Origin of the sequence: Mesorhizobium sp. LCM 4577 (assembly GCF_001854795.2) — a bacterium.
GTDB lineage: Bacteria > Pseudomonadota > Alphaproteobacteria > Rhizobiales > Rhizobiaceae > Mesorhizobium > Mesorhizobium plurifarium.
The window spans coordinates 119748-142625 of record NZ_MDDU01000035.1 but is presented as its reverse complement, the minus strand read 5'-3'; the positions used below and the strand labels follow the sequence as shown (position 1 = coordinate 142625).

Below are 22878 nucleotides of genomic sequence, written 5' to 3'. Positions count from 1 at the left end.
AGCATCGGTTGCTCTTAACAGAGGTGGCCTGAAATGCGGATGCTCCAGAAATTCCTCGGTTTTGTCGTCCTCTTCCTTTTCGTCGCCGTCTCGGCGACCGGCGCGCTCGCGCAACAGCAAAAGCGGCTGGCCTTCGTCATCGGCAACGCCGCCTATCCGTCCGGCGCGCTGGCGACGCCGGCCAACGACGCCGGCCTGATCGCGCAGACCTTGCAGGCGGCCGGCTTCGACGTCGTCGGCGCCCGCGACGTCGACCAGGAATCGCTGCGCGGGGCGTATCGCGATTTCCTCGCCAAGGTTTCGGCAGCCGGTCCCGACGCGGTCGTCTTCGTCTATCTGGCCGGCCACGGCGCGCAGTTCGAGGGCGAGAACTATTTCCTGCCGGTCGACGCCAAGATCGCCAATCCGGCCGACGTGCCGATCCAGGCGGTGCGCATTTCCGATTTGACGCGGCCGCTTGCCGCTCTGCCGACGAAGGTCAACATCGTCGTGCTCGACGCGGCGCGGCCGAATGACTTCCCCCAGTGGGACCAGCCGCTGGCGGGTGGCCTCGCGCTGGTCGATCCTGACCCGAACATGCTGATAGCTTTCAACGCCGCGCCCGGCACCGCGGCGCCGGAAGGCAAGGGGCCATATGGCGCTTACGCCCAGTCGCTCGCCGAGATGATGCGCGATGGCGGCCTGTCGCTTGAGGATGTGTTCGACCGCACGCGCCTGCGCGTCAATGAGGTGACGCAAGGCGCTGAGGTGCCGTGGGACGCTTCGAAGGTCGATGCGCCCTTCGTCTTCTTCGACCGCGCGCCGGATGCGCCGGCGCCGAAGGTTTCCGAAGCCGAATCCCAGGCCGACCGCACCAGGGAAATCCGCGATTTCGACGCCCATGACGCCTATGTCGCGGCGCTCGACCGCGACACGATGCGCGGCTATGAGGATTTCCTCGTCGCCTATCCGCACGATCCAATGGCCAGGCGCGTGCGCGCCATCATCGCGGCGCGGCGCGAGGCGATCACCTGGCGGCAGACCTGGATGCGCGATACGCCGGAGGCCTACTGGTCCTATCTCGAACGCTATCCGCACGGCCCGCATGCCTGGGACGCCCGCCGCCGCCTGGAGCATTTCGACGCCGAGCTGGAGCCGCCGCCGAGCTTCTCCGTCATCGTCTATGACGTGCCGCCGCCTCCGCCGGAGGAAATCGTCTATGTCGACCGTCCGGTGCTCTATTTCGATGATCCCGATTTCGATTTCGAGCCGCCGCCGCCGGTCGCGGTGATATTCCTGCCGCCGCCTCCGCCTGACTTCGTGGTGCTGGCCCCACCGCCGCCGCCCGTCGGCATCTTCGTCCTGCCATCGCCGGCCTTCGTGCCGTTCCCGAGATGGATCAACCCGCCGCATGACATCGTGCCGCCGCCGGACAACATCATCTTCAACAACATCCACAACACGACCGTCATCAACAACACGACGATCAACGAGAACAACCAGGCAGGGCAGGGCGGCGGCCTCACCACCAGCCAGAAGCTGACTGCCGGCGCGGTTGGACTGGGCGCCGCCGCCTTGGCCACCAAGGTGGCGCTGCCGCCGCTGCTGCAGAAGCGGGCGGCGCTCCAGCAGGGCAAGCAACCGGGCCTGGTGGCGCCCCTGGGAACGCCCTTGTCGAAAACGCTTTCGACCGATCATGCCCTGCCCGGGGCCAACGGCAAGACTCTGCCCCTCGTCAACGGCAAGACGCTGCCGCGCGTGAACGGCAAGACCGTTCCGCTCGCCAATGGCAAGACGCTTCCGCTCGCCAACGGCAAGACCACGGTGCCGCTCGTGAACAACGGCAAGCCGCTGCCTCTGGTCAACGGCAAACCGGCGCTGGCGGACAGGCACTTGAGGACACTCGGCAAGCAGGGCGAAGTCGTGACCGGACAGGGCGCCGGGGCGCAGACCGGCAACAAGGGCAAGTTCCACAGGCTGCCCACCGTCAACGGCGCGCCTGTCACGAACGGGCCCACGATTCAGGATAAGCTCGGAAGGAACAGCCCGACGATCCTGCCCGACCAGAACGGCGGGAAACCGAAGAGGCTTACGCGCAAGGACCTGGCCGCAGGCGCGACCTTGGCTCCGAACGGGCAGGGTGGCGACAGCGGCAAGAAGTTCCGCAAACTGACCGGAAACGGCGGCGGAGCGGCAGGCGCGGAAGTCAACGTCCARCACAACCTCAAGGTCAACAAGCCGAACCTGGAGGTGCTGTCCAGGCAGGAAAGGCCGCAATTCCATGTGCAGCCGAAGCTCCAGCTTCAGCCACAGGAGCGGCGCCTAGTGCAGCAGCCCAGGCAGCAGCCGCAGCAGGCAAACAAGAGGCCGACCTGCGGGCATCCGGGCGAGCCGCCCTGCAAGCAATAGGCCCCGCGCAGGCGGCATAGCCATTTCGTCGGTGGGCCGGAGGTCCTGGCCCATCGATCCTGCAAAATCGGGGATCGTTGATCAGTGGTGCGCCAACCGACCTCAAGCCGGGCCGCGCGGATTATGATACGGTTTTGGTCTAATGCATGTCGCCCAGAAGTGCGCAGCGGTTCTGGGACAACGACATGCATCAAAACAAAGACTTAAAGCGCGTCGCCTGAATCCGTTTCAGCGCGACGCGCTTTAAGAGCTTGGAGACAGCCGTTTCGCCGTGCCGCCGCGCTGGTTGAGCGAAACCCAGATATTCGGATTCTGCTGCGACTGGCGTTTCAGGAAATAATAGCCGGTCGCATTCCAGGGCCGGATTTCATCGACCAGATTGTCCAGCACGAGATCGCCCTTGTCGGTCTTCACCGTCAGGATGGTGTGGCCCTCATTGTGAAGGTCGCGCACCACCGTCATCAGCAGCGCCTGCCGGGGAAATCCCGCTTCCTGGAGAAGCTTGCGCTTGTAGAGCGCGTAGATCTTGCAATCGCCCTTGCCGTCCACCGGATAGTCCCAGTGGTCCATCGTCGTGCCCCAGTGGTCGTAGTTGCTGACCGGCTTGATGGAGCGGTTCGCCTTCTGGTTTATCCGCTTGAGGATGCTCATGTTCTGCGCGGTCAGCTTGACGCTCGCGGCCGGCAGGGCGGGCACCTTGCACTCCTTCGGCCGGCGATGACAGAAATCGAGCCAGCCATATGGGACGCTGGTGCTGCCGCCAACCGAGGCGGAACTGGCGGCAGGCCGCGTCGACGCCAGCTTGAGCAGCGACGACTGCGCCGCCGCTGGGCTGGCTTGCAGCGACGAAGCGCCTACCAACGAAACAAGGCCAAGGAGGAGAGAGGAGGTCGGGACACCAGGGGATCGCTTCACTGCCAACACCACCGCAACGAGGAGACTGGCGACAGGCTAATGCGCAAACGCCGGCCCAGCCAATTAAACAATTAGTAATGTCCTAACACGATTGTGTTCAGTTCAAGGTCGAGGATGCCTTCAAGTCGGAATGCGAGCATCAACCTGGCGGGACACTGCGGCTGGTCGTAGCCCCGGACCGCGCTGGCTTCATGCCTCCCGCACGCCTTCAGACCCGGTCCTTTTTGCGGCTTTCACGAAATTGCGGTCAAAGGTTGCAAAGCCGGTACAGTGGGATGATTTGCCGAGATGCAGCGCATCCGCGAAATCCACGCCGGCCTCGACCAGATCGAGCGCTGAAGCGACAACAGGGGCATCTTCGATCTCGACCGTAGGAAGTCCGCCGAACTGCCGCAGCGCCCTGACGATATCAGCCTGGTCATAGCCATAGGCGCTGCGCAGCACCCACTCGGTTTCCAGGATCACCGTGACGGCGGCAAAAACCTGTTGGCCGTCGATCAACCGCCTGGCGCGCGCGGACTGCTTGGGATGGTCGTTCGTCAGGTAGCGAACGACAACGTTCGTATCAATCGCGAGCATGGCGCCGCCGTGCTTCGGCGAGGACGCCCGCGTCCATTTCTTCGAGTGTCTTTGGCGCGCCGCGGGATGGCAGGGAACCGAACACGTCTTTCGGCTGCGTTGCCGCGAATGCAGGCGCCAGCTTCAAAAGCACGCCCTCCGGCGTTTCCTGAACTTCGAGTCTCGTTCCAGCGCTCCATTCTCTCCGTTTCCGAATGGCGCTAGGCAGAATCACCTGTCCCTTGGTCGAGACGGCGGTCGTGAGCTTTTGAGAAGTAGACATGGCACTTTACCTATGTAAGACAAAGGTAAGATAACTGGTGCCGTGGTTCAATTCAAGCCATATCCGGCCAGTCCTCAAACCCTCGTCCCGCCCACCGTCATCTGGTTCATCCTGAGATGCGGCTGACCGACGCCGACGGGCACGCCCTGTCCGGCCTTGCCGCACACGCCGATGCCGTTGTCGAGCTTCATGTCGTTGCCGACCATGCTGACGCGGTGCATGGCGTCCGGTCCGTTGCCGATCAGCATCGCGCCCTTGATCGGCTGCGTCACCTTGCCGTTCTCGATCATGTAGGCCTCGGTGCAGCCGAACACGAATTTGCCCGAGGTAATGTCGACCTGGCCGCCGCCGAAGGAGACGGCGTAGATGCCGTTCTTGACCGAGGCGATGATCTCTTCCGGCTGCATGTCGCCCGCGGTCATGTAGGTGTTGGTCATGCGCGGCATCGGCTGGTGCGCATAGCCCTCGCGGCGGCCGTTGCCGGTGGCCTTCATGCCCATCAGCCGGGCGTTCTGGCGGTCCTGCATATAGCCGACCAGTTTGCCGTCCTCGATCAGCACGTTGCGCGCCGAAGGCGTCCCTTCGTCGTCGACGGTGAGCGAGCCGCGCCGCTCGGGGATCGTGCCGTCATCGACGACGGTGACGCCCTTTGCCGCCACCTGTTGGCCCATCAGGCCGGCGAAGGCGGATGTCTTCTTGCGGTTGAAGTCGCCTTCGAGCCCGTGGCCGACCGCTTCGTGCAGCATCACCCCCGGCCAGCCGCTGGACAGCACGATGTCGAACGTGCCGGCCGGCGCCGGAACCGCTTCCAGATTGACCAGCGCCTGCCGCAGCGCCTCGCTGGCCGCATGCTTCCAGCTTTCCTCGCTGACGAACTCGCCGAAGCTCTTGCGGCCGCCCATGCCGTAGGAGCCGCTCTCCTGCCGGTCGCCGCTGCCGACCACGACCGACACGTTGATGCGGACCAGCGGGCGGATGTCGCGCACGATCTGGCCGTCGCCGCGCACGATCTCGACATGCTGCCAGGAGGCGGCGAGCGAGGCTGTCACCTGCCGCACGCGCGGATCCTTGGCTCGCAGCCAGCCGTCGATCTCCTGCAGCAGCTTGGCCTTGGCCTCGAAGCTGGGCGAGGGGATGGGGTTCTCGTCGCCATAGAGGTGGCGGTTGGTGCGGGCGGGTGCTGCGGCGAGCGTTCCGGAATAGCCACCCTTGACCGCCGAGACGGCATCGGCCGCGCGCCTGAGCGAGGCTTCGGACAGGTCGCTCGAATGCGCATAGCCGCTGGCCTCGCCGGCCACGGCGCGCAGGCCAAAACCCTGGTCGGTGTTGAAATTGGCCGTCTTGAGCCGGCCGTTGTCGAACATCAGCGCTTCGCTTTCGCTGTATTCAAGGAACAGTTCGCCGTCGTCGGCGCCCTTGATGGTCTCGGTGACGATCTCTTTGACGCGATCGTCGGAAATGTCGAATTGGCCGATCAGGCTGTTCATGGCAGGTCCATTCGTGGAAACAAAATCGTTCTAGAGCATGATGCCGAAAAGTGTGTAGCGGTTTTCGGACGACATCATGCTCTCTTTGCACTAGGGGATGTAGGCGCGAAGCGGCCGCCAGACAATCGCTAACGGGATCGAGGCCGGCAAGCGCCGCCGCCTTCACTTGCCGTTGATGAAGTCCTTGATGTTGCCGGCCATCGCGTTCCAGTTGGAGAACTGCTCCTCGAGATTGGCCCTGGTGATGCCGCCGGCGAAGGAGACATCCATCTTGAAGTTCGAGCCGTCGCCGGAATAGGCCTTGACCCAGCGGTATTTTGCGTTCCAGGCATTGGCCTGGTCGGCGGTCAGCGGATCGCTGTAGCCGGTCGAGAACTGCAGCGACTTGCAGTTCTCGTGGTTTTCGCAGCCATAGAAATAGATCACGTATTTGACGCCCTCGATCCGCCCCGAAATCATCGGATCGCCATTGTCGTCCTTGTCCATCCTGGCCGAGCCGTAGCCCTTGGCGATATCGAGGATCGCCGCCGGCTCGGGTTTCTGGAGGATTTCGTCATCCTCGGCACGTGCGGCCGAAACCGCGGCGAGCAGCGCCAGACCGGTGATGGAAGCGGATAAATTCGCGCGCATTGAGCCTCCTGGCCGCCAAACGCGCATTCGCCACCGGACTTCGGCGTCGGGAGCGGCGCATGGGCAAGAAGATCAAGGTAGGGCGGCGAAACCTTCCGCAAAGCCCTTGAGGTCGACGGGAATACCGATGCCTTCCTCGGGCGTCTGGAAGACGATGAAGGTGGCCGAGGTGCCGCTCTTCAACGTGTCGAGCAACGGCTTTTCGAGGATCACCTCGGCGTAGCAGCCGTCCTGGAAGCAGCGCACGAAATAAGCGCGGCCGATATCCTTGCCGTCGACATTGAGACCGAGACCGTTGGGGAGCAGCACGCCGAGCGGCGCCAGCACGCGCAGGATCTCGGCCTTGTTGTCGGCGGTGCGCAGCACCACGACCGAAAGCCCCATTTCAGGACGGTCCTCGGCAACGACATTCTGCATCATAACGCATTGTTCGGAGGTCGCGCCCGCCGGCGTGTCGCAGATGATCGACCACGCGCCATGCGTCGACTTCACCGTGCCGCTCGGGGGCGAAGCATTGTTCGGCGAGGCGGCGGCGCCAACGGCTACGCCGACGCCGAGCAAGGCGACGGCAAGGACGACCTTCGCCAGGGTTCTCGAAAGCCAGGAAGTCATAACGGCTCCATTGCGAATCACGGCACTTTAAGCCGCGCCGGGGCCAAGTAAAGGACGAGACCGTCGCCGGCCCGCCCCGATACCGGCAATTCCATGCTTTTCCAAAGCAAATTCGCCCGAATTGCGACCGTTGCGTATATAGCGCGGCGGGGCCTGAAGACGGCCTTCGGCCTGCGCGCAAAAATGCCGCACGGTTTCCTCCGCTCCTTTCTTGCGGAGGGAAATAGAGTATGGTTTGAACCACCCTAGGGACAGACCGGGATTCCCAATCCCGGCAGCGTCCGTTATTGGTGCGACCAGATCGCGGGAAGTGGGAGACGAGAGGGCGATGAGGAAATTCCTGGCAAGCGCTGAATTCTTGGCAGGTGCGGCAGCTTCGGCCGTGCTCTTCTCCAGTGCGGCGGCCCGTGCCGACCAGCCGCGGGAATGGGAGGTGACCTTCCAGGCTCCGGCGACCGATATGATGCGGCAGATCGAGCGGTTCGGGAACTACACCATGTGGTTCATCGTCCCGATCACCATCCTCGTGCTGGCGCTTCTGCTGGTCTGCATCGTCAGGTTTCGCGCCAGCGCCAATCCGGTGCCGTCCAGGACCAGCCACAACACGCTGATCGAGGTGATCTGGACGGTCGGGCCGGTGATCGTGCTTCTGCTCATCGCCATTCCCTCCTTTCAGCTGCTCACCGCGCAATACACCCCGCCGGAAGAAGCCAAGCTCACCGTCAAGGCGACCGGCAACCAGTGGAACTGGGATTATGAATACCAGGTCGACAAGAGCTTCTCCTTCAACTCGGCGGTTCTCCAGGATGCCGACCGCGCCAAGGCCGGCAAGGAAGATCGCTCGCTCTATCCGCGCCTGCTGGCGGTCGATAACGAGCTGGTCGTACCGGTCAACACCACGACCCGCGTGCTGATCACCGCCACCGACGTTATCCACTCCTTCGCCGTGCCGTCCTTCGGCATCAAGATGGACGCCGTGCCCGGCCGCACCAACGAGACCTGGTTCAAGGCGGAGAAGGAAGGCCTCTATTACGGCCAGTGCTCGCAGCTCTGCGGCAAGGACCACGCGTTCATGCCGATCGCCGTGCGCGTCGTGTCCGATGCGCAGTTCAAGACCTGGCTGGAGACGGCCAAGACCGACGTGCCTGCCGCCAACAAGGCGCTGATGGCCGAGATCGATGGTACCAACAAGGTAGCGGCCGCCGGCAATTGATGCCGCGGGTTAGCAAGATTTAGGGAACGGAGCGGAACATGGCAGAGGCTGCAGCTCACGATCACGACGACCACAGGCCGCATGGCTGGGTCCGCTGGGTCTACTCGACCAACCACAAGGACATCGGCACGCTCTACCTGATCTTCGCGATCATTGCCGGCATCATCGGTGGTGCGCTCTCGGTCGCCATCCGCATGGAGCTGCAGGAGCCGGGCATCCAGATCTTCAGCGGCCTGGCGCAGATGGTCTACGGCATGCAGGGCGACGCCGCCATCGACGGCGGCAAGAGCATGTACAATGCCTTTGGCGCCGCGCACGGCCTGATCATGATCTTCTTCATGGTGATGCCGGCGCTCATCGGCGGCTTCGCCAACTGGATGGTGCCGATCATGATCGGCGCGCCTGACATGGCGTTCCCTCGCATGAACAACATCTCCTTCTGGCTGCTGCCGCCGGCCTTCATCCTGCTGCTCTGCTCGATGTTCGTGCCGAGCGCGCCGGGCGCTTTCGGTCCCGGAGGCGGCTGGACGATCTATCCGCCGCTCTCGACGTCCGGCCAGCCGGGGCCTGCGCTTGACCTGGCGATCCTGTCGATCCACATCGCCGGCGCATCGTCGATCCTCGGCGCCATCAACTTCATCACCACCATCTTCAACATGCGCGCTCCCGGCATGACGCTGCACAAGATGCCGCTGTTTGYCTGGGCGGTGCTGATCACCGCCTTCCTGCTCCTGCTCTCGCTGCCGGTCCTCGCGGGCGCCATCACCATGCTGCTCACCGACCGCAATTTCGGCACCGCCTTCTTCGTGCCGGATCAGGGTGGCGATCCGATTCTCTTCCAGCACCTGTTCTGGTTCTTCGGTCACCCCGAAGTGTACATCCTGATCCTGCCGGGCTTCGGCATCATCAGCCATATCGTCTCGACCTTCTCGAAGAAGCCTGTCTTCGGCTATCTCGGCATGGCCTACGCCATGGTCGCGATCGGCGCCGTCGGCTTCATCGTCTGGGCTCACCACATGTACACGACCGGCCTGTCGCTCGACACGCAGCGCTACTTCGTGTTCGCCACCATGGTCATCGCGGTGCCGACCGGTGTGAAGATCTTCTCCTGGATCGCCACCATGTGGGGCGGCTCGATCTCCTTCAAGCCGCCGATGCTGTGGGCGCTGGGCTTCATCTTCCTGTTCACCATCGGTGGCGTCACCGGCGTTCAGCTGGCCAATGCCGGCCTCGACCGCTCGCTGCACGACACCTATTTCGTGATCGCCCACTTCCACTACGTGCTGTCGCTGGGCGCGGTGTTTGCCATTTTCGCCGGCTGGTACTACTGGTTCCCGAAGATGACCGGCTACATGTACTCGCCGGTGATCGCCAACACCCACTTCTKGGTGACCTTCGTCGGCGTCAACCTGATCTTCTTTCCGCAGCACTTCCTCGGCCTCGCCGGTATGCCGCGCCGCACCGTCGACTATCCGGACGCGTTCGCCGGCTGGAACATGATCTCGTCCTACGGCTCCTACATCGCGGCCGTCGGCGTTGCGATCTTCCTCTACGGCGTGTTCGAGGCCTTCCAGAAGAAGCGCGTCGCCGGCGCCAACCCGTGGGGCGAGGGTGCCACCACGCTGGAATGGCAGCTGCCTTCGCCGCCGCCGTTCCACCAGTGGGAACAGCTGCCGAAGATCAAGTAGGCGGCGTCCCGACTTACACGAGGCCGCCGGCTTRCCCGGCGGTCTTGGCCAACGGAATGATGGACTTTAAGTACGCATGGCCCTTGCCGAAGACAGATTGATGGAGGAAGCGGGCTTTCGCATGTCGGAAGCGACCGCTGGCGATTTCTTCGCCCTCCTGAAGCCGCGCGTCATGTCGCTGGTCGTCTTCACGGCCTTTGTCGGCCTGGTCGCGGCGCCCGTCGCCATCAACCCGTTGCTGGCGATGATCGCCATATTGGCAATTGCCATCGGCGCCGGCGCTTCCGGCGCGCTCAATATGTGGTACGACGCCGATATCGACGCGGTGATGACCAGAACCGCCGGCCGCCCGGTGCCGGCCGGGCGCGTCACGCCGGGCGAGGCGTTGAGCTTCGGCCTGGTGCTCTCGGTGCTGTCGGTGATGACGCTCGGCGTGCTGGTCAACTGGCTGTCGGCATCGCTTCTCGCCTTCACCATCTTCTTCTACGCCGTCATCTACACCATGTGGCTCAAGCGCTGGACGCCACAGAACATCGTCATCGGCGGCGCCGCCGGCGCCATCCCGCCGGTGATCGGCTGGGCCGCGGTGACCGGTTCGGTCAGCCTCGAAAGCGTGATCCTGTTCCTGATCATCTTCCTGTGGACTCCGCCGCATTTCTGGGCGCTGGCTCTCTTCAAGTCCGACGACTACGCCCGCGCCGGCATCCCGATGATGCCGAATGTCGCCGGCCAGGCCTCGACCCGTCGGCAGATCTTCGCTTATGCGCTGATCCTGGCGCCGGTCGGCGTGCTGCCCTGGGCGCTCGGCTACACTACGGCCGGCTATGGCGTCGTCTCGGCGGTCCTCGGCGCGGGCTTCGTCTGCTACGCCTGGAAAGTGCTTGCCATGGCCGCCGACGACCACGCGATGAAGCCGGCAAAGGCCTTGTTCGGCTATTCGTTGCTCTATCTCTTCGCCATCTTCGCCGCCTATCTCGTCGATTGCGTCGTCGGGCGCGCGCTGATGATGGGGGGGATATGATCGTGGCCGACAAGAACCTCGAACTGGTTACGCTGACCGAGCGCCAGCGCAAGGCGCGCCGCAACCGTTCCATCGCCATCGCCGTCGCGCTGGCCGCGTTGGTCATCATCTTCTATGCCGCCACCATCGTGCGCTTCGGTCACCAAGGCGCGAGCCTGACCGGCTCGGGCCTGCTTGGGGGCGGCTGATGAGCGGCGACTTGAGCAAGCCCCGCAAGGTCAACAACGGCATCGTCGCCGCTGTCTGCCTCGCCTTCTTTACCGGCATGGTCGGCATGGCCTATGCGGCGGTGCCGCTCTACAAGATGTTCTGCCAGGTCACCGGCTATGGCGGCACCACGCAACGCGCCGAAAAGCAATATGCCGGGCGCGTGCTCGACCGCGACATCACCATCCGTTTCGACGCCAACACCAACGGCATTCCATGGCAATTCGAACCGGTCGCCCGTTCGGTGACGATCAAGATCGGCGAGACGACCCAGGCGCATTACAGCGCCACCAACAAGTTCGACCGCCCCATCACCGGTCGCGCGTCGTTCAACGTGCAGCCTGAAATGGCCGGCGCCTATTTCAACAAGGTGGAGTGCTTCTGCTTCACCGACACGACGCTGAAGCCCGGCGAGACGCTGGACATGCCGGTCGTGTTCTATGTCGATCCAGACATCGTCAATGTGCCGGAACTCAAGGACTTGAAGACGATCACCCTGTCCTACACGATGTTCCCGGTCGAAAAGAAACAGCCGGTCGCCTCGTCGGTGCCGGCCGCTGGCAGCAGCAAAAAAGTTCCAGATTCCGAAGCAAGCCTCGGGGGTTGATATGGCAGACGCGCACGCAAAACCACACCACGACTACCATCTCGTCAACCCGAGCCCCTGGCCCTTCCTGGGTTCGGTCGGCGCGCTGGTCACCGCCGTCGGCGGCGTCTGCCTGATGCAATATCTGAAGGGCGGCAACTTCCCGGTCTTTGGCCACAACATCGCTAATCCGTGGCTGTTCTTCATCGGCATGATCATCGTGCTCTACACGATGTTCGCCTGGTGGTCGGACACCATCAAGGAAGCGCATGAGGGGCACCACACGCGCGTCGTGTCGCTGCATCTGCGCTACGGCATGATCATGTTCATCGCCTCCGAGGTGATGTTCTTCGTCGCCTGGTTCTGGGCCTTCTTCGACGCCAGCCTGTTCCCGGGCGAAGCCGCGCAATACGCCCGCACCGCCTTCACCGGCGGCGTCTGGCCGCCGAAGGGGCTCGAAGTCCTCGATCCCTTCCACCTGCCGCTCTACAACACCATCATCCTGCTTCTGTCGGGCACGACGGTGACCTGGGCGCACCACGCGCTGCTGCATGGCGACCGCAAGGGCCTGATCAATGGCCTGGTGCTGACCGTCGGTCTCGGCATGCTGTTCACCATGGTGCAGGCCTACGAGTACATGCACGCTCCCTTCGGCTTCAGGGATTCGATCTACGGCGCTACCTTCTTCATGGCGACTGGCTTCCACGGCTTCCATGTCATCATCGGTACCATCTTCCTGCTGGTCTGCCTGGTGCGTGCGATGCGCGGCGACTTCACGCCGAAGCAGCATTTCGGCTTCGAGGCAGCCGCCTGGTACTGGCACTTCGTCGACGTGGTCTGGCTGTTCCTGTTCAGCGCCATCTATGTCTGGGCCTCGAACGGCGCACTGATCGAAGGCCATTGAGCCGACGGTTTTCGGGCATCCAAAGGGCGGCTGCGGCGACGTGGCCGCCTTATCTTTTGGGGCGAAAGGGTCTACGGTGCGGACATGAGTGAAGATAAGGCGATCTGGCCCCCCATCGATCCGATCTCGGCCGGGCTGCATGGCCGCTGCCCGCGCTGCGGCGAAGGCAAGCTGTTCTCCGGTTTCCTCACCGTCGGCAAGCGCTGCTACAATTGCGGGCTCGACTATTCCTTCGCCGATGCTGGCGATGGACCGGCGGTGTTCGTCATCCTGATCATCGGCTTCGTCGTCGTCGGCCTGGCATTGTGGATGGAGGTGACGTTCAGCCCCCCGCTCTGGCTGCACTTCATCCTGTGGATACCCCTGGCGCTGGTGCTCTGCCTGACGGCGCTGCGCCTCATCAAGGGTGTGCTGATCACCTTGCAATATTCGAAGAAGGCCTCCGAAGGCAGGCTGGAATCCCACGAATGAATGGGACGACAGGCTCGGTGGCCGGCCGTTCGCGGTCGCGCTCGGCGTTGCTCATCGGTCTCGGCCTTGTCCTGTTCGCCGTCCTGATCGGGCTCGGCACCTGGCAGGTCCAGCGCCTGCACTGGAAGGAAGACCTGCTCGCGACCATCGACAAGCGCACGCATTCCGAGCCGTTGCCGCTGGCCGACATAGAGAGGGAGTTCGCCGCTTCCCATGACGTCGATTACACGCCGGTGACGGTGACCGGCACTTTCCTTCACCAGGGCGAGCGGCATTTCTTTTCCACCTGGCAAGGCGACAGCGGTTTCAACGTCTACACGCCCTTGCAACTCGAGGACGGCCGCTTCGTGCTCGTCAACCGCGGCTTTGTTCCCTACGAGCTCAAGGACCCCGCCAAGCGGCCGAAAGGCGAAGTAGCCRGCAAGGTGACGGTGACCGGGCTTGCCCGCAATCCGCTGCCGGGAAAACCGTCGATGATGCTTCCCGACAATGATGTTGCCAAGAACATCTTCTACTGGAAGGACCGTGACGTCATGGCGGCGACCGCCGGTCTGCCTGCCGGTTTCGTGCTGGTGCCGTTCTTCATCGATGCCGACAAGACGCCGAATCCCGGCGGCCTGCCGGTCGGTGGCGTCACCATCATCGACCTGCCGAACAACCACCTGCAATATGCCGTCACCTGGTACGGGCTGGCCGCCGCCCTTGCAGCCGTGCTGATCCTGAGGCTGCGCCGCCCGGCGAAAGAAGGCTGAGGCTGGGTCGCTCTTGACAGGGCAGGGGTGCGCACCTCATTTCGCCACAGGATTCCGACTGAACCGGCTTCGCATTCATGACCGAGAAAAAGCCACCGCTGACGATCAGGCTCTGCCAACCACGCGGCTTCTGCGCCGGCGTCGACCGTGCCATACAGATCGTCGTGCTGGCGCTGAAGAAATACGGCGCGCCGGTCTATGTCCGCCATGAGATCGTGCACAACCGCTATGTCGTCGAAGGGCTGCAGAGCCTCGGCGCCGTCTTCATCGAGGAACTCTCCGAGATTCCGCCGGAGCATCGGCAGTCGCCGGTGGTCTTTTCCGCGCATGGCGTGCCGAAATCGGTGCCGGCGGATGCCGAGGCGCGCAATCTCTTCTACCTCGACGCCACCTGTCCGCTCGTCTCCAAGGTGCACAAGCAGGCGATGCGCCACCAGCGGCTCGGTCGTCATGTGCTTTTGATCGGCCATGCCGGGCACCCGGAGGTGATCGGCACGATGGGCCAGTTGCCGGAAGGCGCCGTAACGCTGATCGAGACCGAGGCCGACGCCGCGCGCTTCGTGCCCGTCGACGCTTCGGCGCTGGGCTTCGTCACCCAGACGACCTTGTCGGTCGAGGACACCGCCGGCATCATCCGGGCGCTGCAGGAGCGGTTTCCCGAATTGCACGCGGCCGCGGCCGAATCGATCTGCTACGCCACCACCAACCGCCAGGAAGCGGTGAAGGAGACCGCGGCGGGCGCTGATCTTTTCCTCATCGTCGGCGCTCCCAATTCGTCCAATTCGCGTCGTCTTGTCGAAGTGGCGGAGCGTGCGGGTGCTGCGATGTCGCTTCTCGTGCAGCGCGCCGCCGAAATTCCGTGGGATGAGATCGCCGGGATCAGGACACTCGGCCTGTCGGCCGGCGCCTCGGCGCCGGAAATCATCGTCGATGAGATCATCGACGCATTCCGGCAGCGTTTCGACGTCACCATCGATCTGGCTATCACGGCCACGGAAACGGAGGATTTTCCGGTGATGCGGGTGCTGCGCGATGTCGAACTGACGGCGGCCGACATGGCCTTCGTCAACGGAGCGGCGTGAACCGCATGGCCGTCTACACCGACGTCAACGAAGGCGAGCTGACTGCGCTCCTCAAAGCCTATCCGGTGGGTGAGCTGCTCTCCTACAAGGGCATCGCCGAAGGCACCGAGAATTCCAACTTCCTGGTCCACGCCTCGACCGGCTCCTATATCCTGACGCTCTACGAAAAGCGCGTCGACAAGGCCGACCTGCCGTTCTTTCTCGGCCTGATGGGCCACCTCGCCAGGAAGGGCATTTCCTGTCCGCTGCCGGTCACCGCGCATGACGGCACCGTCATCGGCACGCTGGCCGGCCGGCCTGCGGTTATCATCACCTTCCTCGAGGGCCTGTCGCTCAGGCGCCCGACCGCCGCGCATTGCGCGGAAGTGGGCAAGGCGCTCGCCGGGCTCCATCTTGCCGGTCAGGATTTTCAGATGAGAAGGCCGAATGCGCTGGCGATCGACGGCTGGCGCAAGCTCTGGGCGGCATCGCGCGAGCGCGCCGACGAGGTCGAGCCGGGCTTGGCGGCCGAGGTCGATGCCGACTTTACCGATTTCGAACGCAACTGGCCGACCGGCCTGCCGCAAGGCATCATCCACGCCGATCTGTTCCCGGACAATGTCTTCTTCCTCGGCGAGAAACTGTCCGGGCTGATCGACTTTTATTTCGCCTGTGACGATCTCTACGCTTACGATGTCGCCACCTGCCTCAACGCCTGGTGCTTCGAGAAGGATTTTTCCTTCAATCTCACGAAGGGGGCCGCGCTGCTTTCCGGCTATCAGTCGGTGCGGCCGCTTCAGGGTGACGAGAAGGCGGCGCTGCCTATGCTGGCGCGCGGCTCGGCGCTGCGCTTCATGCTGACAAGGCTCTATGACTGGCTGACCGTTCCGGATGGCGGGCTAGTGATGAAGCGCGACCCGACCGAGTATATCCGCCGCATGCGCTTCCACCGCGCCATCAAGTCGCCATCCGAATATGGGCTGACATGAACAAAAAGATCGAGATCTTCACCGACGGCGCCTGCTCGGGCAATCCCGGGCCGGGCGGCTGGGGCGCGGTGCTGCGCTACAACGGCGTCACCAAGGAACTGTCCGGCGGCGAGGCGGAGACCACCAACAATCGCATGGAGCTGCTCGCCGCCATCACCGCGCTCAACGCGCTGAAGGAACCTTGCACGGTCGACCTCTACACCGACAGCAAATACGTCATGGACGGCATCTCCAAATGGATCCATGGCTGGAAGAAGAACGGCTGGAAGACCGGCGACAGGAAGCCGGTCAAGAATGGCGAGCTCTGGCAGGCGCTCGACGAGGCCAACCGGCGCCACAAGGTGACCTGGTACTGGGTCAAGGGCCACGCCGGCCACCCGGAGAACGAGCGCGCCGACGAGCTGGCCCGGCAAGGCATGGCGCCGTTCAAGCCGAAGCTGGCAAGGCCTGCGGCGGCTGCGGCTGCGCCACAGAAAGCCGCTCCAACAGGCAAACGCGCACCCCGGCGCTCTACGCAGAGCTATTGAGATGCGCTCACCGTTGGCAGATTGGTCAGGTACGCGCGAACTGAAGCAAGAAGACGTGCGCCGGCTGCGGCGACTCTGGGATGAGGGCAAGGCGAGCGGGAGACCGGGGCCTTTGGATTTTCACGCCCTCCGAAAAGAGGCTCGGAGGAAGTTGGCGGAAGCGGCGCCGAGGAGCTGTTAGCTCCTGAACGGGAGCTGCCCCTTTTGCCGCTTCAGCGGATCAGCAGCGCCGTCGAGAACATGCCGAGCGCGAACACCGTATGCGCCACCAGGTTCAGTGCGCGCACCTTCATCGGATTGGGCAGCCTGGATGCCGCCCAGCCTGCGCCCATGCCAGGCGCCAGCAGGAACCAGCCGGCCCCGACCGTGACGATGCCGAGGATGAAGGCCGGCAGGAAGGTCGGCGCCGCCAGCCAGCCCGCGCCGGCGAGCACGACAAGGATGACGCCGTAGAGGATGCCGACCAGATAGTGGAAGGCCCAACCCAGCGCCTTTTCATGCGCATAGGGCGCTGCCTTGCCGATATCGTCGTGAAAAACCCGCTCCGGCAGATGCCGGACCCAGCGTCCGACCATGCCCCAATTGGGCAAGGGCTGGCCGATCGCTTTGTTGAGGATGATCGCCCAGATATCCATGAACACCGTGGCGCCGATGCCGATCGCCACCGCGCGCCAGAGGATGTCCAGCATCAGAGTATGATCCCGAAAAGTGGGAACCGGTTTTCGGACAAGATCATGCTCCAACAAAAAGTCAGATCGGGATGGCGGGTCAACGAAACGTCATCCTGATCTAGAGCTGCTCGAGGATCTTGGCGGCGCCGCTTTCGTTGACGCCAGGCTTGGTCTCGACATTGAGCGCCACGACCTTGCCGTCGTCGACGATCATCGAAAAGCGCTTGGAGCGCAGGCCCATGCCGGCCGCGGAAAGATCGTTGTCGAGCCCCACGGCCTTGGCGAAATCACCGCTGCCATCGGCGAGATAGAGGATCTTGYCTTCGCCGCCGGAGAAGCGCGCCCAGGCGCCCATGACATGCACGTCGTTGACCGAGACGACGGCGATCGTGTCGACGCCACGCGCGAGGATGGCGTCGTGGTTTTCCAGATAGCCCGGCAAATGGTTGTTGCTGCAGGTCGGCGTGAAGGCGCCGGGAACACCGAACAACACCACCTTCTTGCCAGCGAAGATTTCTTTGCCGCTTATATCCTTCGCGCCATCGGCGGTCATCGTTTTGAAGGTCACGTCGGGCAGTTTTTCGCCAACCGAAATGGTCATGGGGAGCCTCGTTTACGGGAGATGGGAAGGACCAGCGCCTTCGATAACGGACCGGACGCTTTCCCGCAACCTTGACCACATGCTGGATCAAGGGAAAGGCAGCAACCCGTCCACCGAACCCTCGGCGCTGGTCAGCGTGTAGTACAGCCCGCCATCGGTCGGCGTCGCCGACGGCCGGTCGAGGATCGGCACGGTGAAGACGAGCTTGCCGTCCTTCTGGCTGCGCACCGGCGCGCCGAACATATAGTCGCGTTCCCCGGCGATGAAGAAATCGACGGATGCCGGATCGCCGGGCGACTGCGCCTGGACGACAAGGGTTTCATGGTCGCCGGGCAGCACGTTGATGCCGAAATCGGGCCGGGCCGGGGAAGGCAGCGTCGCCAGCGCGGTCTTCACCAGTGCGGCGTCGGTCGCGTTATCCGGATCGGAGCCGGGGTCGACGCTGAGCCGGGTCTGCACCGGAATGCAGATCGTCTCGCAGATGCCGAGGAAGACATGGGCGTCGATGGTCGCCGGTTGGCCGGGCGAAGACAGCGTGAAGGTCACCGGCAGCGAGACCGGACGATCGTAGCCGGCCCATTTGCCGTAGCCGTCGTCATGCCGCTGAGGCGGCGGGAACGACAGTTGCGCGTCTGCGATGTTGGTGCTGCCGGATATGTCGAGCTGCGGCGGCACGCCGGCATCGCCCGGATCGCGCCAATAGGTCTTCCAGCCGGGCTTCAACGCGATGTCGAGCACACCGTGGATCTTGCCGGCCTGGTCGGGCCTGCCGGTGGTTACCAGCCGAACCTTGCCGCCTTCCGAATTGTACCAGTCCGAGGAAGAGGCCTCGGCCGGGAGGCTTGCAGCCCACCCCAAAACGACGCCGAGAACCAGTATTTTCATGTATCTCATGCGGTGATTTGACCGTCCGTTCTTGGCCGCGCAATGACTTCGTCAGCCTCCCGGTATCATATTTGCGTGACATAGGGGACCGTCACCATCTTTTCGGCGCTGCCGAAACGCGTTACGCTCAAGCCATGGACTTGCTGCGCCACAAGAAGGCGGCCGCCGGACGCGGCTTCCTCGACGACCAGTTCCTGATTGCCATGCCTGGCATGAAGGACGACCGTTTCGCGCGCTCCGTCATCTACGTCTGCGCCCACAGCGACGAAGGCGCGATGGGGCTGATCATCAACCAGACGCAGCAGATGCTGTTTCCGGACCTGCTGGTGCAGCTCGGCATCATGAACGAGCAGGAAGCGATCCGCCTGCCGGCGCATACGCGCGATTTCGTCGTGCGCAATGGCGGGCCGGTTGATCGCAGCCGTGGCTTCGTGCTGCATTCGGGCGACTATCGCGTGGAATCCTCGCTCACCGTCTCCGACGACATCTGCCTGACGGCAACCGTCGACATATTGCGCGCCATCTCCACCGGCCGCGGCCCGCGCCATGCGCTGATGGCGCTCGGCTATTCCGGCTGGGGCGCCGGCCAGCTCGAGACGGAGATCGCCGAGAACGGCTGGCTCACCTGTCCGGCCACGCAGGAACTTCTGTTCGACGCCGATATCGAGCGCAAATACGACCGTATCTTGGCTTCGATCGGCATCGACCTTGCTCATTTGAGCGCGGCTGCGGGGCATGCTTGACGCTCGCGATTTGGCGCGAACGCCCGCGACGTCGTCATCCTAGGGTCTGCGCCGCGTCGCTGCGCTCCTTGCTCCGCCCCAGGATGACGAACTGAGAGGCGCAATCGCCGAAGCGACAGGCCTCTAAGCCTGCGTCAGCGGGTACTGCTCCCTCAGCGTCTTCAGCACCTGGTCGCCGGGCATCGGCGCGCCGAACATGAAGCTCTGGACATATTCGCAGCCCATCTGGCGCAGCTCCAGCGCGTCGCTCTCGTCCGAAATGCCTTCCGCCACGACCGAAAGCCCCAGCTCATGCGCCATGTTGACCATGGATTTGAGCAACACGGCGCGCTTGGGCGTCGCGTCGTCAACAAAACTCTTGTCGATCTTGATCGTGTCGAAGGGGAAGCGCGTCAGATAAGAGAGCGAGGAATAGCCGGTGCCGAAATCGTCGAGTGACAGGCCGATGCCGAGCTGCTTCAGCTTGGTCAGCACATGCGCGGTCTGCTCGGGATTGTCCATCACCAGGGATTCGGTGAGCTCTAGCCGGAAGCAGCGCGGTTTCAGATTGGCTCGCGCGATGACCGACCGGACGTCGCTGACCAGGTCGCGGCGGATGAGCTGACGGCTGGAGAGGTTGACCGAGACCGACAGCGGCGCGTCGCCGATCTGCTTTTGCCACGCAGCCAGATCCTCGGCCGCCTGCTGCATGGCGAACAGCCCGAGCTGCACGATCAGCCCGCAATTCTCGGCCACCGGGATGAAGTCCCCCGGCGGGATCATGCCGCGCCTGGGATGGTCCCAGCGAAGCAGCGCCTCGAAGCCGGCGACGCTGCCGTCCTCCAGCCGCACGATCGGCTGATRGGCAAGCGTGAACTCACGCCGCTCGATGGCGCGGCGAAGGTCGGATTCGAATTGCAGCCGGTCGGTGCCGACGGTGCGGAAGGCGGGCCGGAATGGCTCGATCCTGTCGCCGCCGAAGCGCTTGGCCTGGTGCATGGCAAGCTCGGCGTCCTTGACCATGTCTTCGGCCGAGGTTTGCGCCGTCGTCCAGGTGATCAGGCCGATCGAGGCGGTCAGCACGATCTCGCGCTTGGCGAAGGTGATCGGATTGTTGATCGCGTGCTTGATGGCGTCGGCGATGGCCGCGATGCGGGCCGGGTCCTGCTCCGAAAGCAGCATCAAGGCGAACTGGTCGCCGGCGAAGCGCGACAGCGAATCCTTCGGCTTCAGGAGCCGGTGCAGCCGGCGCGCGACGGTGAGAAGGATGGTGTCGCCGGCGGAAATGCCGAGACCGTCATTGACCTGCTTGAAGCGGTCGATGTCGATGATGAAGACCGTCGGGCGCACCTTGTCCTCGGTGCGGGCGATCGAGATGATCGCCTCCAGCCGGTTCATGAACAATTCGCGGTTCGGGAGGCCGGTCAAATTATCGTGCACGGCGTCGTGCAGCAGCCTTTCCTCGGATTTCTTCTGCTCGGTCACGTCGACCATGGTGCCGACGCAGCGGATCACCTCGCCGTCGGACCCGATCACCGGGCGGGCGCGCAGCGAGAACCAGTGATAGTGGCCGTCGGCGCCGCGCAGGCGGAAGTTCTGCGCCACCTTGCCGCGCCGGTGCTCCAGCACCACGTCGAGCGTGGTGCGGAACGTGTCGCGGTCGTCGGCATGCAGCGCCGGCAGCCAGTTGCGGGCAGCACCGCCGAGGCTGTTCGGCGCAAGGCCGAGCTGCAGGCTAATGTCCGGCTTGGTCACCACGCGGTCACGCAGCACGTCCCAGTCCCAGACGATGTCGCCCGAGCCCGCGACGGCGAGCGCCTGGCGCTCGAGGTCGGAGAACAGGCCCTGATGCAGCGCGCCGCCGGCAAACGCATGCTGCATGACGGTGAAGCCGATGAGCAGGATGATGAGGATCAGCCCGCCGCCCAGAGCCGGCTGGGCGATGTCGTTGTCCAGCATGCCGGTGATCGCCATCCACGAGCCGCATAGCCATAGGAGCACCATGACCCAGCTCGGAACCAGCATGATCGCGCGATCATAACCACGAATCCCGAGGAAGATGATGAGGCCGAGGCCGGYGAGCGCGGTGGCGGCGAACGAGATGCGCGCGATGCYGGCGGCGACCGCCGGATCGACGATGGCCACCCCCGCGATCAAGAGCAGTCCGAGAATCCAGACCAGGGCGCCATAGCTGAAATGGCCATGCCAACGGTTGAGGTTGAGATAGGCGAACAGGAACACCACGAAGGTTCCGGCAAGCGCCACCTCAGTGCCGGCCCGCCATATCTGTTCGTTGCCGGGCGAGATCTCGATGATCTTGTTGAGAAAGCCGAAGTCGACGCAGATATAGGCGAGCACGGCCCAGGCGAGCGCCGCTGTCGCCGGAAACATCGAGGTTCCCTTGACCACGAAAAGAATCGTCAGGAACAGCGCCAGAAGCCCCGAAATGCCAATCACGATGCCGCGGAACAGCGTGTAGGAATTGACCGAATCCTTGTAGGAATCCGGCTCCCAGAGATAGACCTGCGGCAGCTTCGGCGAGGCGAGCTCGGCGATGAAGGTCACCACCGTTCCGGGGTTCAGCGTCACCCGGAACACGTCGGCGTCGGGGCTTGTCTGGCGGTCGAGCGCGAAGCCTTCGCTGGGCGTGATCGCGGCGATGCGCGTCGAGCCGAGGTCGGGCCAGAAGATGCCGGAATTCACCAGGCGGAAATGCGGGGCGACGATCAGCCGGTCGAGCTGCTGGTCGGTGGTGTTGGCGAGCGCGAAGACGGCCCAGTCGCCGCTGGAGCGCGCGTCATTGGCCTCCACCTCGATGCGCCGCACGATGCCGTCGGGGCCGGGCGCGGTCGAAACCTGGAAATTCTCACCCTGGTTCCGGTAGATCTCCACGGCGCCGGAGAGGTCCAGCGCCTTGTCGTCACGCGCGATCTTGATCGGCTCGACGGCGAAAGCCGGCATCGCCGAAAAAAGCGTGACGACGACCGTCATGATGAGGGCGAACAGCGACGCTAATCGCGGAGAATTCGTCACATTCAGCCCTTCGTTCCGTCGCTCGGCGGATCGTCCGCGATCCGGGCGTAGAGGTAGTGATCCTGCCAGATGCCGTTGATTCTCAGATAGGATCGCAGCAGTCCTTCGCGCCGGAATCCGGCTTTTTCAAGCACGCGGATCGACCGGGCGTTTTCGGGGATACAGGCAGCTTCGATCCGGTGCAACCTGAGCGTATCGAAGGCGAAGCGCGACACCAGCTTGACCGCCTCGGTCATCAGTCCGCGTCCGCCGAAGCGTTCGCCGATCCAGTAGCCGATATGGCCGCTCTGCGCGACGCCGTGGCGGATGTTGCCGAGCGTGATGCCGCCGGCGAGCTTGCCGCTCGATTTTTCGAAGATGAAGAAGGCGATGGCCGTGCCCTGCGCGTAATCCTCGCGGTAGCGGCTGATGCGCAACCGCCAGGCGGTGCGGTCGAGCTCGTCCGGCTGCCAGCGCGGCTCCCAGGGCTCGAGGAAGGCGCGGCTTTCGCCGCGCACTGCCGCCCATTCGCGGTAGTCATTGGTCAAGGGCACGCGCAGCGTGACTTTTTCGCCTCTCAGTGCCGGCAGGTCGCGGCGAAAGAAAGGGAGCGCGAACACGGCGCTGGTTCTAAGCGGATATTCGTGGGATGCCCCACGAATATCCGCCTAGATTCCCTGGTTGCTCGCAGGTTC

General features: G+C 63.8%; 24 protein-coding genes. 13 read left to right on the top strand and 11 right to left on the bottom strand.

The features are described from left to right. The first annotated feature begins 33 nt into the window (after positions 1-33). On the top strand, positions 34-2388 hold the full coding sequence (locus LCM4577_RS25540; RefSeq protein ID WP_071074027.1) for a caspase domain-containing protein: 2355 nt from the start codon (positions 34-36) through the stop codon (positions 2386-2388). A gap of 243 nt (positions 2389-2631) precedes the next feature. Here LCM4577_RS25540 and LCM4577_RS25535 read toward each other — a convergent pair whose 3' ends face one another. The 6 genes from LCM4577_RS25535 to LCM4577_RS25510 form a co-directional block, all read right to left on the bottom strand. Next, positions 2632-3303 (bottom strand): transglutaminase-like cysteine peptidase, encoded by a 672-nt coding sequence (locus tag LCM4577_RS25535; RefSeq protein ID WP_052458310.1) that lies wholly within the window; start codon positions 3301-3303, stop codon positions 2632-2634. A gap of 189 nt (positions 3304-3492) precedes the next feature. After that, complete coding sequence (locus LCM4577_RS25530) at positions 3493-3882, bottom strand: type II toxin-antitoxin system VapC family toxin (RefSeq protein WP_071074026.1); 390 nt, start codon at positions 3880-3882, stop codon at positions 3493-3495. After that, a complete protein-coding gene (locus tag LCM4577_RS25525; protein ID WP_083354858.1) occupies positions 3869-4144 on the bottom strand; it encodes an AbrB/MazE/SpoVT family DNA-binding domain-containing protein in 276 nt (91 codons plus the stop codon). The genes LCM4577_RS25530 and LCM4577_RS25525 overlap by 14 nt, the downstream gene beginning before the upstream one ends. 74 nt (positions 4145-4218) lie before the next feature. Beyond that, positions 4219-5631, bottom strand: a complete 1413-nt coding sequence (tldD, locus tag LCM4577_RS25520; RefSeq protein WP_071074025.1) for a metalloprotease TldD — start codon at positions 5629-5631, stop codon at positions 4219-4221. A gap of 162 nt (positions 5632-5793) precedes the next feature. Further along, positions 5794-6261, bottom strand: coding sequence for a YbjN domain-containing protein (locus LCM4577_RS25515; protein WP_071074024.1), 468 nt, complete (start codon positions 6259-6261; stop codon positions 5794-5796). Positions 6262-6333: 72 nt separating this feature from the next. Beyond that, on the bottom strand, positions 6334-6873 hold the full coding sequence (locus LCM4577_RS25510) for an invasion associated locus B family protein (protein ID WP_071035512.1): 540 nt from the start codon (positions 6871-6873) through the stop codon (positions 6334-6336). 328 nt (positions 6874-7201) lie between these two features. On the opposite strand from LCM4577_RS25510, the gene coxB reads away from it, so the two are divergent. The 11 genes from coxB to rnhA all read left to right on the top strand — a co-directional run bounded on the left by coxB (position 7202) and on the right by rnhA (position 16292). Further along, positions 7202-8086, top strand: coding sequence for a cytochrome c oxidase subunit II (gene coxB / locus LCM4577_RS25505; protein WP_116390168.1), 885 nt, complete (start codon positions 7202-7204; stop codon positions 8084-8086). A 38-nt stretch (positions 8087-8124) separates the two neighbouring features. Then, complete coding sequence (gene ctaD / locus LCM4577_RS25500) at positions 8125-9774, top strand: cytochrome c oxidase subunit I (RefSeq protein ID WP_071074022.1); 1650 nt, start codon at positions 8125-8127, stop codon at positions 9772-9774. 76 nt (positions 9775-9850) lie between these two features. Continuing rightward, positions 9851-10795 (top strand): heme o synthase, encoded by a 945-nt coding sequence (locus LCM4577_RS25495; RefSeq protein WP_071074021.1) that lies wholly within the window; start codon positions 9851-9853, stop codon positions 10793-10795. Next, positions 10792-10983, top strand: coding sequence for a hypothetical protein (locus LCM4577_RS25490; protein WP_071035516.1), 192 nt, complete (start codon positions 10792-10794; stop codon positions 10981-10983). Before LCM4577_RS25495 ends, LCM4577_RS25490 begins: the two co-directional genes overlap by 4 nt. Then, on the top strand, positions 10983-11609 hold the full coding sequence (locus LCM4577_RS25485) for a cytochrome c oxidase assembly protein (protein WP_071074020.1): 627 nt from the start codon (positions 10983-10985) through the stop codon (positions 11607-11609). Before LCM4577_RS25490 ends, LCM4577_RS25485 begins: the two co-directional genes overlap by 1 nt. A 1-nt stretch (position 11610) precedes the next feature. After that, positions 11611-12492 (top strand): cytochrome c oxidase subunit 3, encoded by an 882-nt coding sequence (locus LCM4577_RS25480; protein ID WP_041005143.1) that lies wholly within the window; start codon positions 11611-11613, stop codon positions 12490-12492. A gap of 84 nt (positions 12493-12576) precedes the next feature. Next, the gene (locus tag LCM4577_RS25475) at positions 12577-12963 is read left to right on the top strand and encodes a DUF983 domain-containing protein (RefSeq protein WP_071035519.1); all 387 of its coding nucleotides are present in this window, start codon (positions 12577-12579) and stop codon (positions 12961-12963) included. Next, entirely contained in the window at positions 12960-13715 is a 756-nt protein-coding gene (locus LCM4577_RS25470) for an SURF1 family protein (RefSeq protein ID WP_071074019.1), read from the top strand. Before LCM4577_RS25475 ends, LCM4577_RS25470 begins: the two co-directional genes overlap by 4 nt. Before the next feature lie 77 nt (positions 13716-13792). Further along, positions 13793-14797, top strand: a complete 1005-nt coding sequence (gene ispH, locus LCM4577_RS25465; protein WP_071074018.1) for a 4-hydroxy-3-methylbut-2-enyl diphosphate reductase — start codon at positions 13793-13795, stop codon at positions 14795-14797. A 5-nt stretch (positions 14798-14802) separates the two neighbouring features. Beyond that, positions 14803-15765: a homoserine kinase gene (locus tag LCM4577_RS25460; RefSeq protein WP_071074017.1), complete on the top strand. Its 963-nt coding sequence runs from the start codon at positions 14803-14805 to the stop codon at positions 15763-15765. Beyond that, positions 15762-16292: a ribonuclease HI gene (gene rnhA, locus LCM4577_RS25455; protein ID WP_071035523.1), complete on the top strand. Its 531-nt coding sequence runs from the start codon at positions 15762-15764 to the stop codon at positions 16290-16292. The genes LCM4577_RS25460 and rnhA overlap by 4 nt, the downstream gene beginning before the upstream one ends. A gap of 212 nt (positions 16293-16504) precedes the next feature. Here the strand turns inward: rnhA and LCM4577_RS25450 are convergent, their stop codons facing one another. The 3 genes from LCM4577_RS25450 to LCM4577_RS25440 all read right to left on the bottom strand — a co-directional run bounded on the left by LCM4577_RS25450 (position 16505) and on the right by LCM4577_RS25440 (position 18458). Continuing rightward, positions 16505-16981, bottom strand: a complete 477-nt coding sequence (locus LCM4577_RS25450) for a DUF2938 domain-containing protein (RefSeq protein ID WP_041005155.1) — start codon at positions 16979-16981, stop codon at positions 16505-16507. Between the two features lie 100 nt (positions 16982-17081). Further along, positions 17082-17564, bottom strand: a complete 483-nt coding sequence (locus LCM4577_RS25445) for a peroxiredoxin (RefSeq protein WP_071074016.1) — start codon at positions 17562-17564, stop codon at positions 17082-17084. Between the two features lie 87 nt (positions 17565-17651). Next, a complete protein-coding gene (locus LCM4577_RS25440) occupies positions 17652-18458 on the bottom strand; it encodes a protein-disulfide reductase DsbD domain-containing protein (RefSeq protein ID WP_071074015.1) in 807 nt (268 codons plus the stop codon). A 125-nt stretch (positions 18459-18583) separates the two neighbouring features. Between LCM4577_RS25440 and LCM4577_RS25435 the strand changes: the two genes are divergently transcribed. Then, on the top strand, positions 18584-19192 hold the full coding sequence (locus LCM4577_RS25435) for a YqgE/AlgH family protein (RefSeq protein ID WP_040991150.1): 609 nt from the start codon (positions 18584-18586) through the stop codon (positions 19190-19192). Between the two features lie 123 nt (positions 19193-19315). On the opposite strand, the gene LCM4577_RS25430 is transcribed toward LCM4577_RS25435, so the two are convergent. Continuing rightward, complete coding sequence (locus LCM4577_RS25430; RefSeq protein ID WP_116390184.1) at positions 19316-22162, bottom strand: EAL domain-containing protein; 2847 nt, start codon at positions 22160-22162, stop codon at positions 19316-19318. A gap of 44 nt (positions 22163-22206) precedes the next feature. Beyond that, the gene (locus LCM4577_RS25425; RefSeq protein WP_040991155.1) at positions 22207-22803 is read right to left on the bottom strand and encodes a GNAT family N-acetyltransferase; all 597 of its coding nucleotides are present in this window, start codon (positions 22801-22803) and stop codon (positions 22207-22209) included. Positions 22804-22878 lie beyond the last annotated feature (75 nt).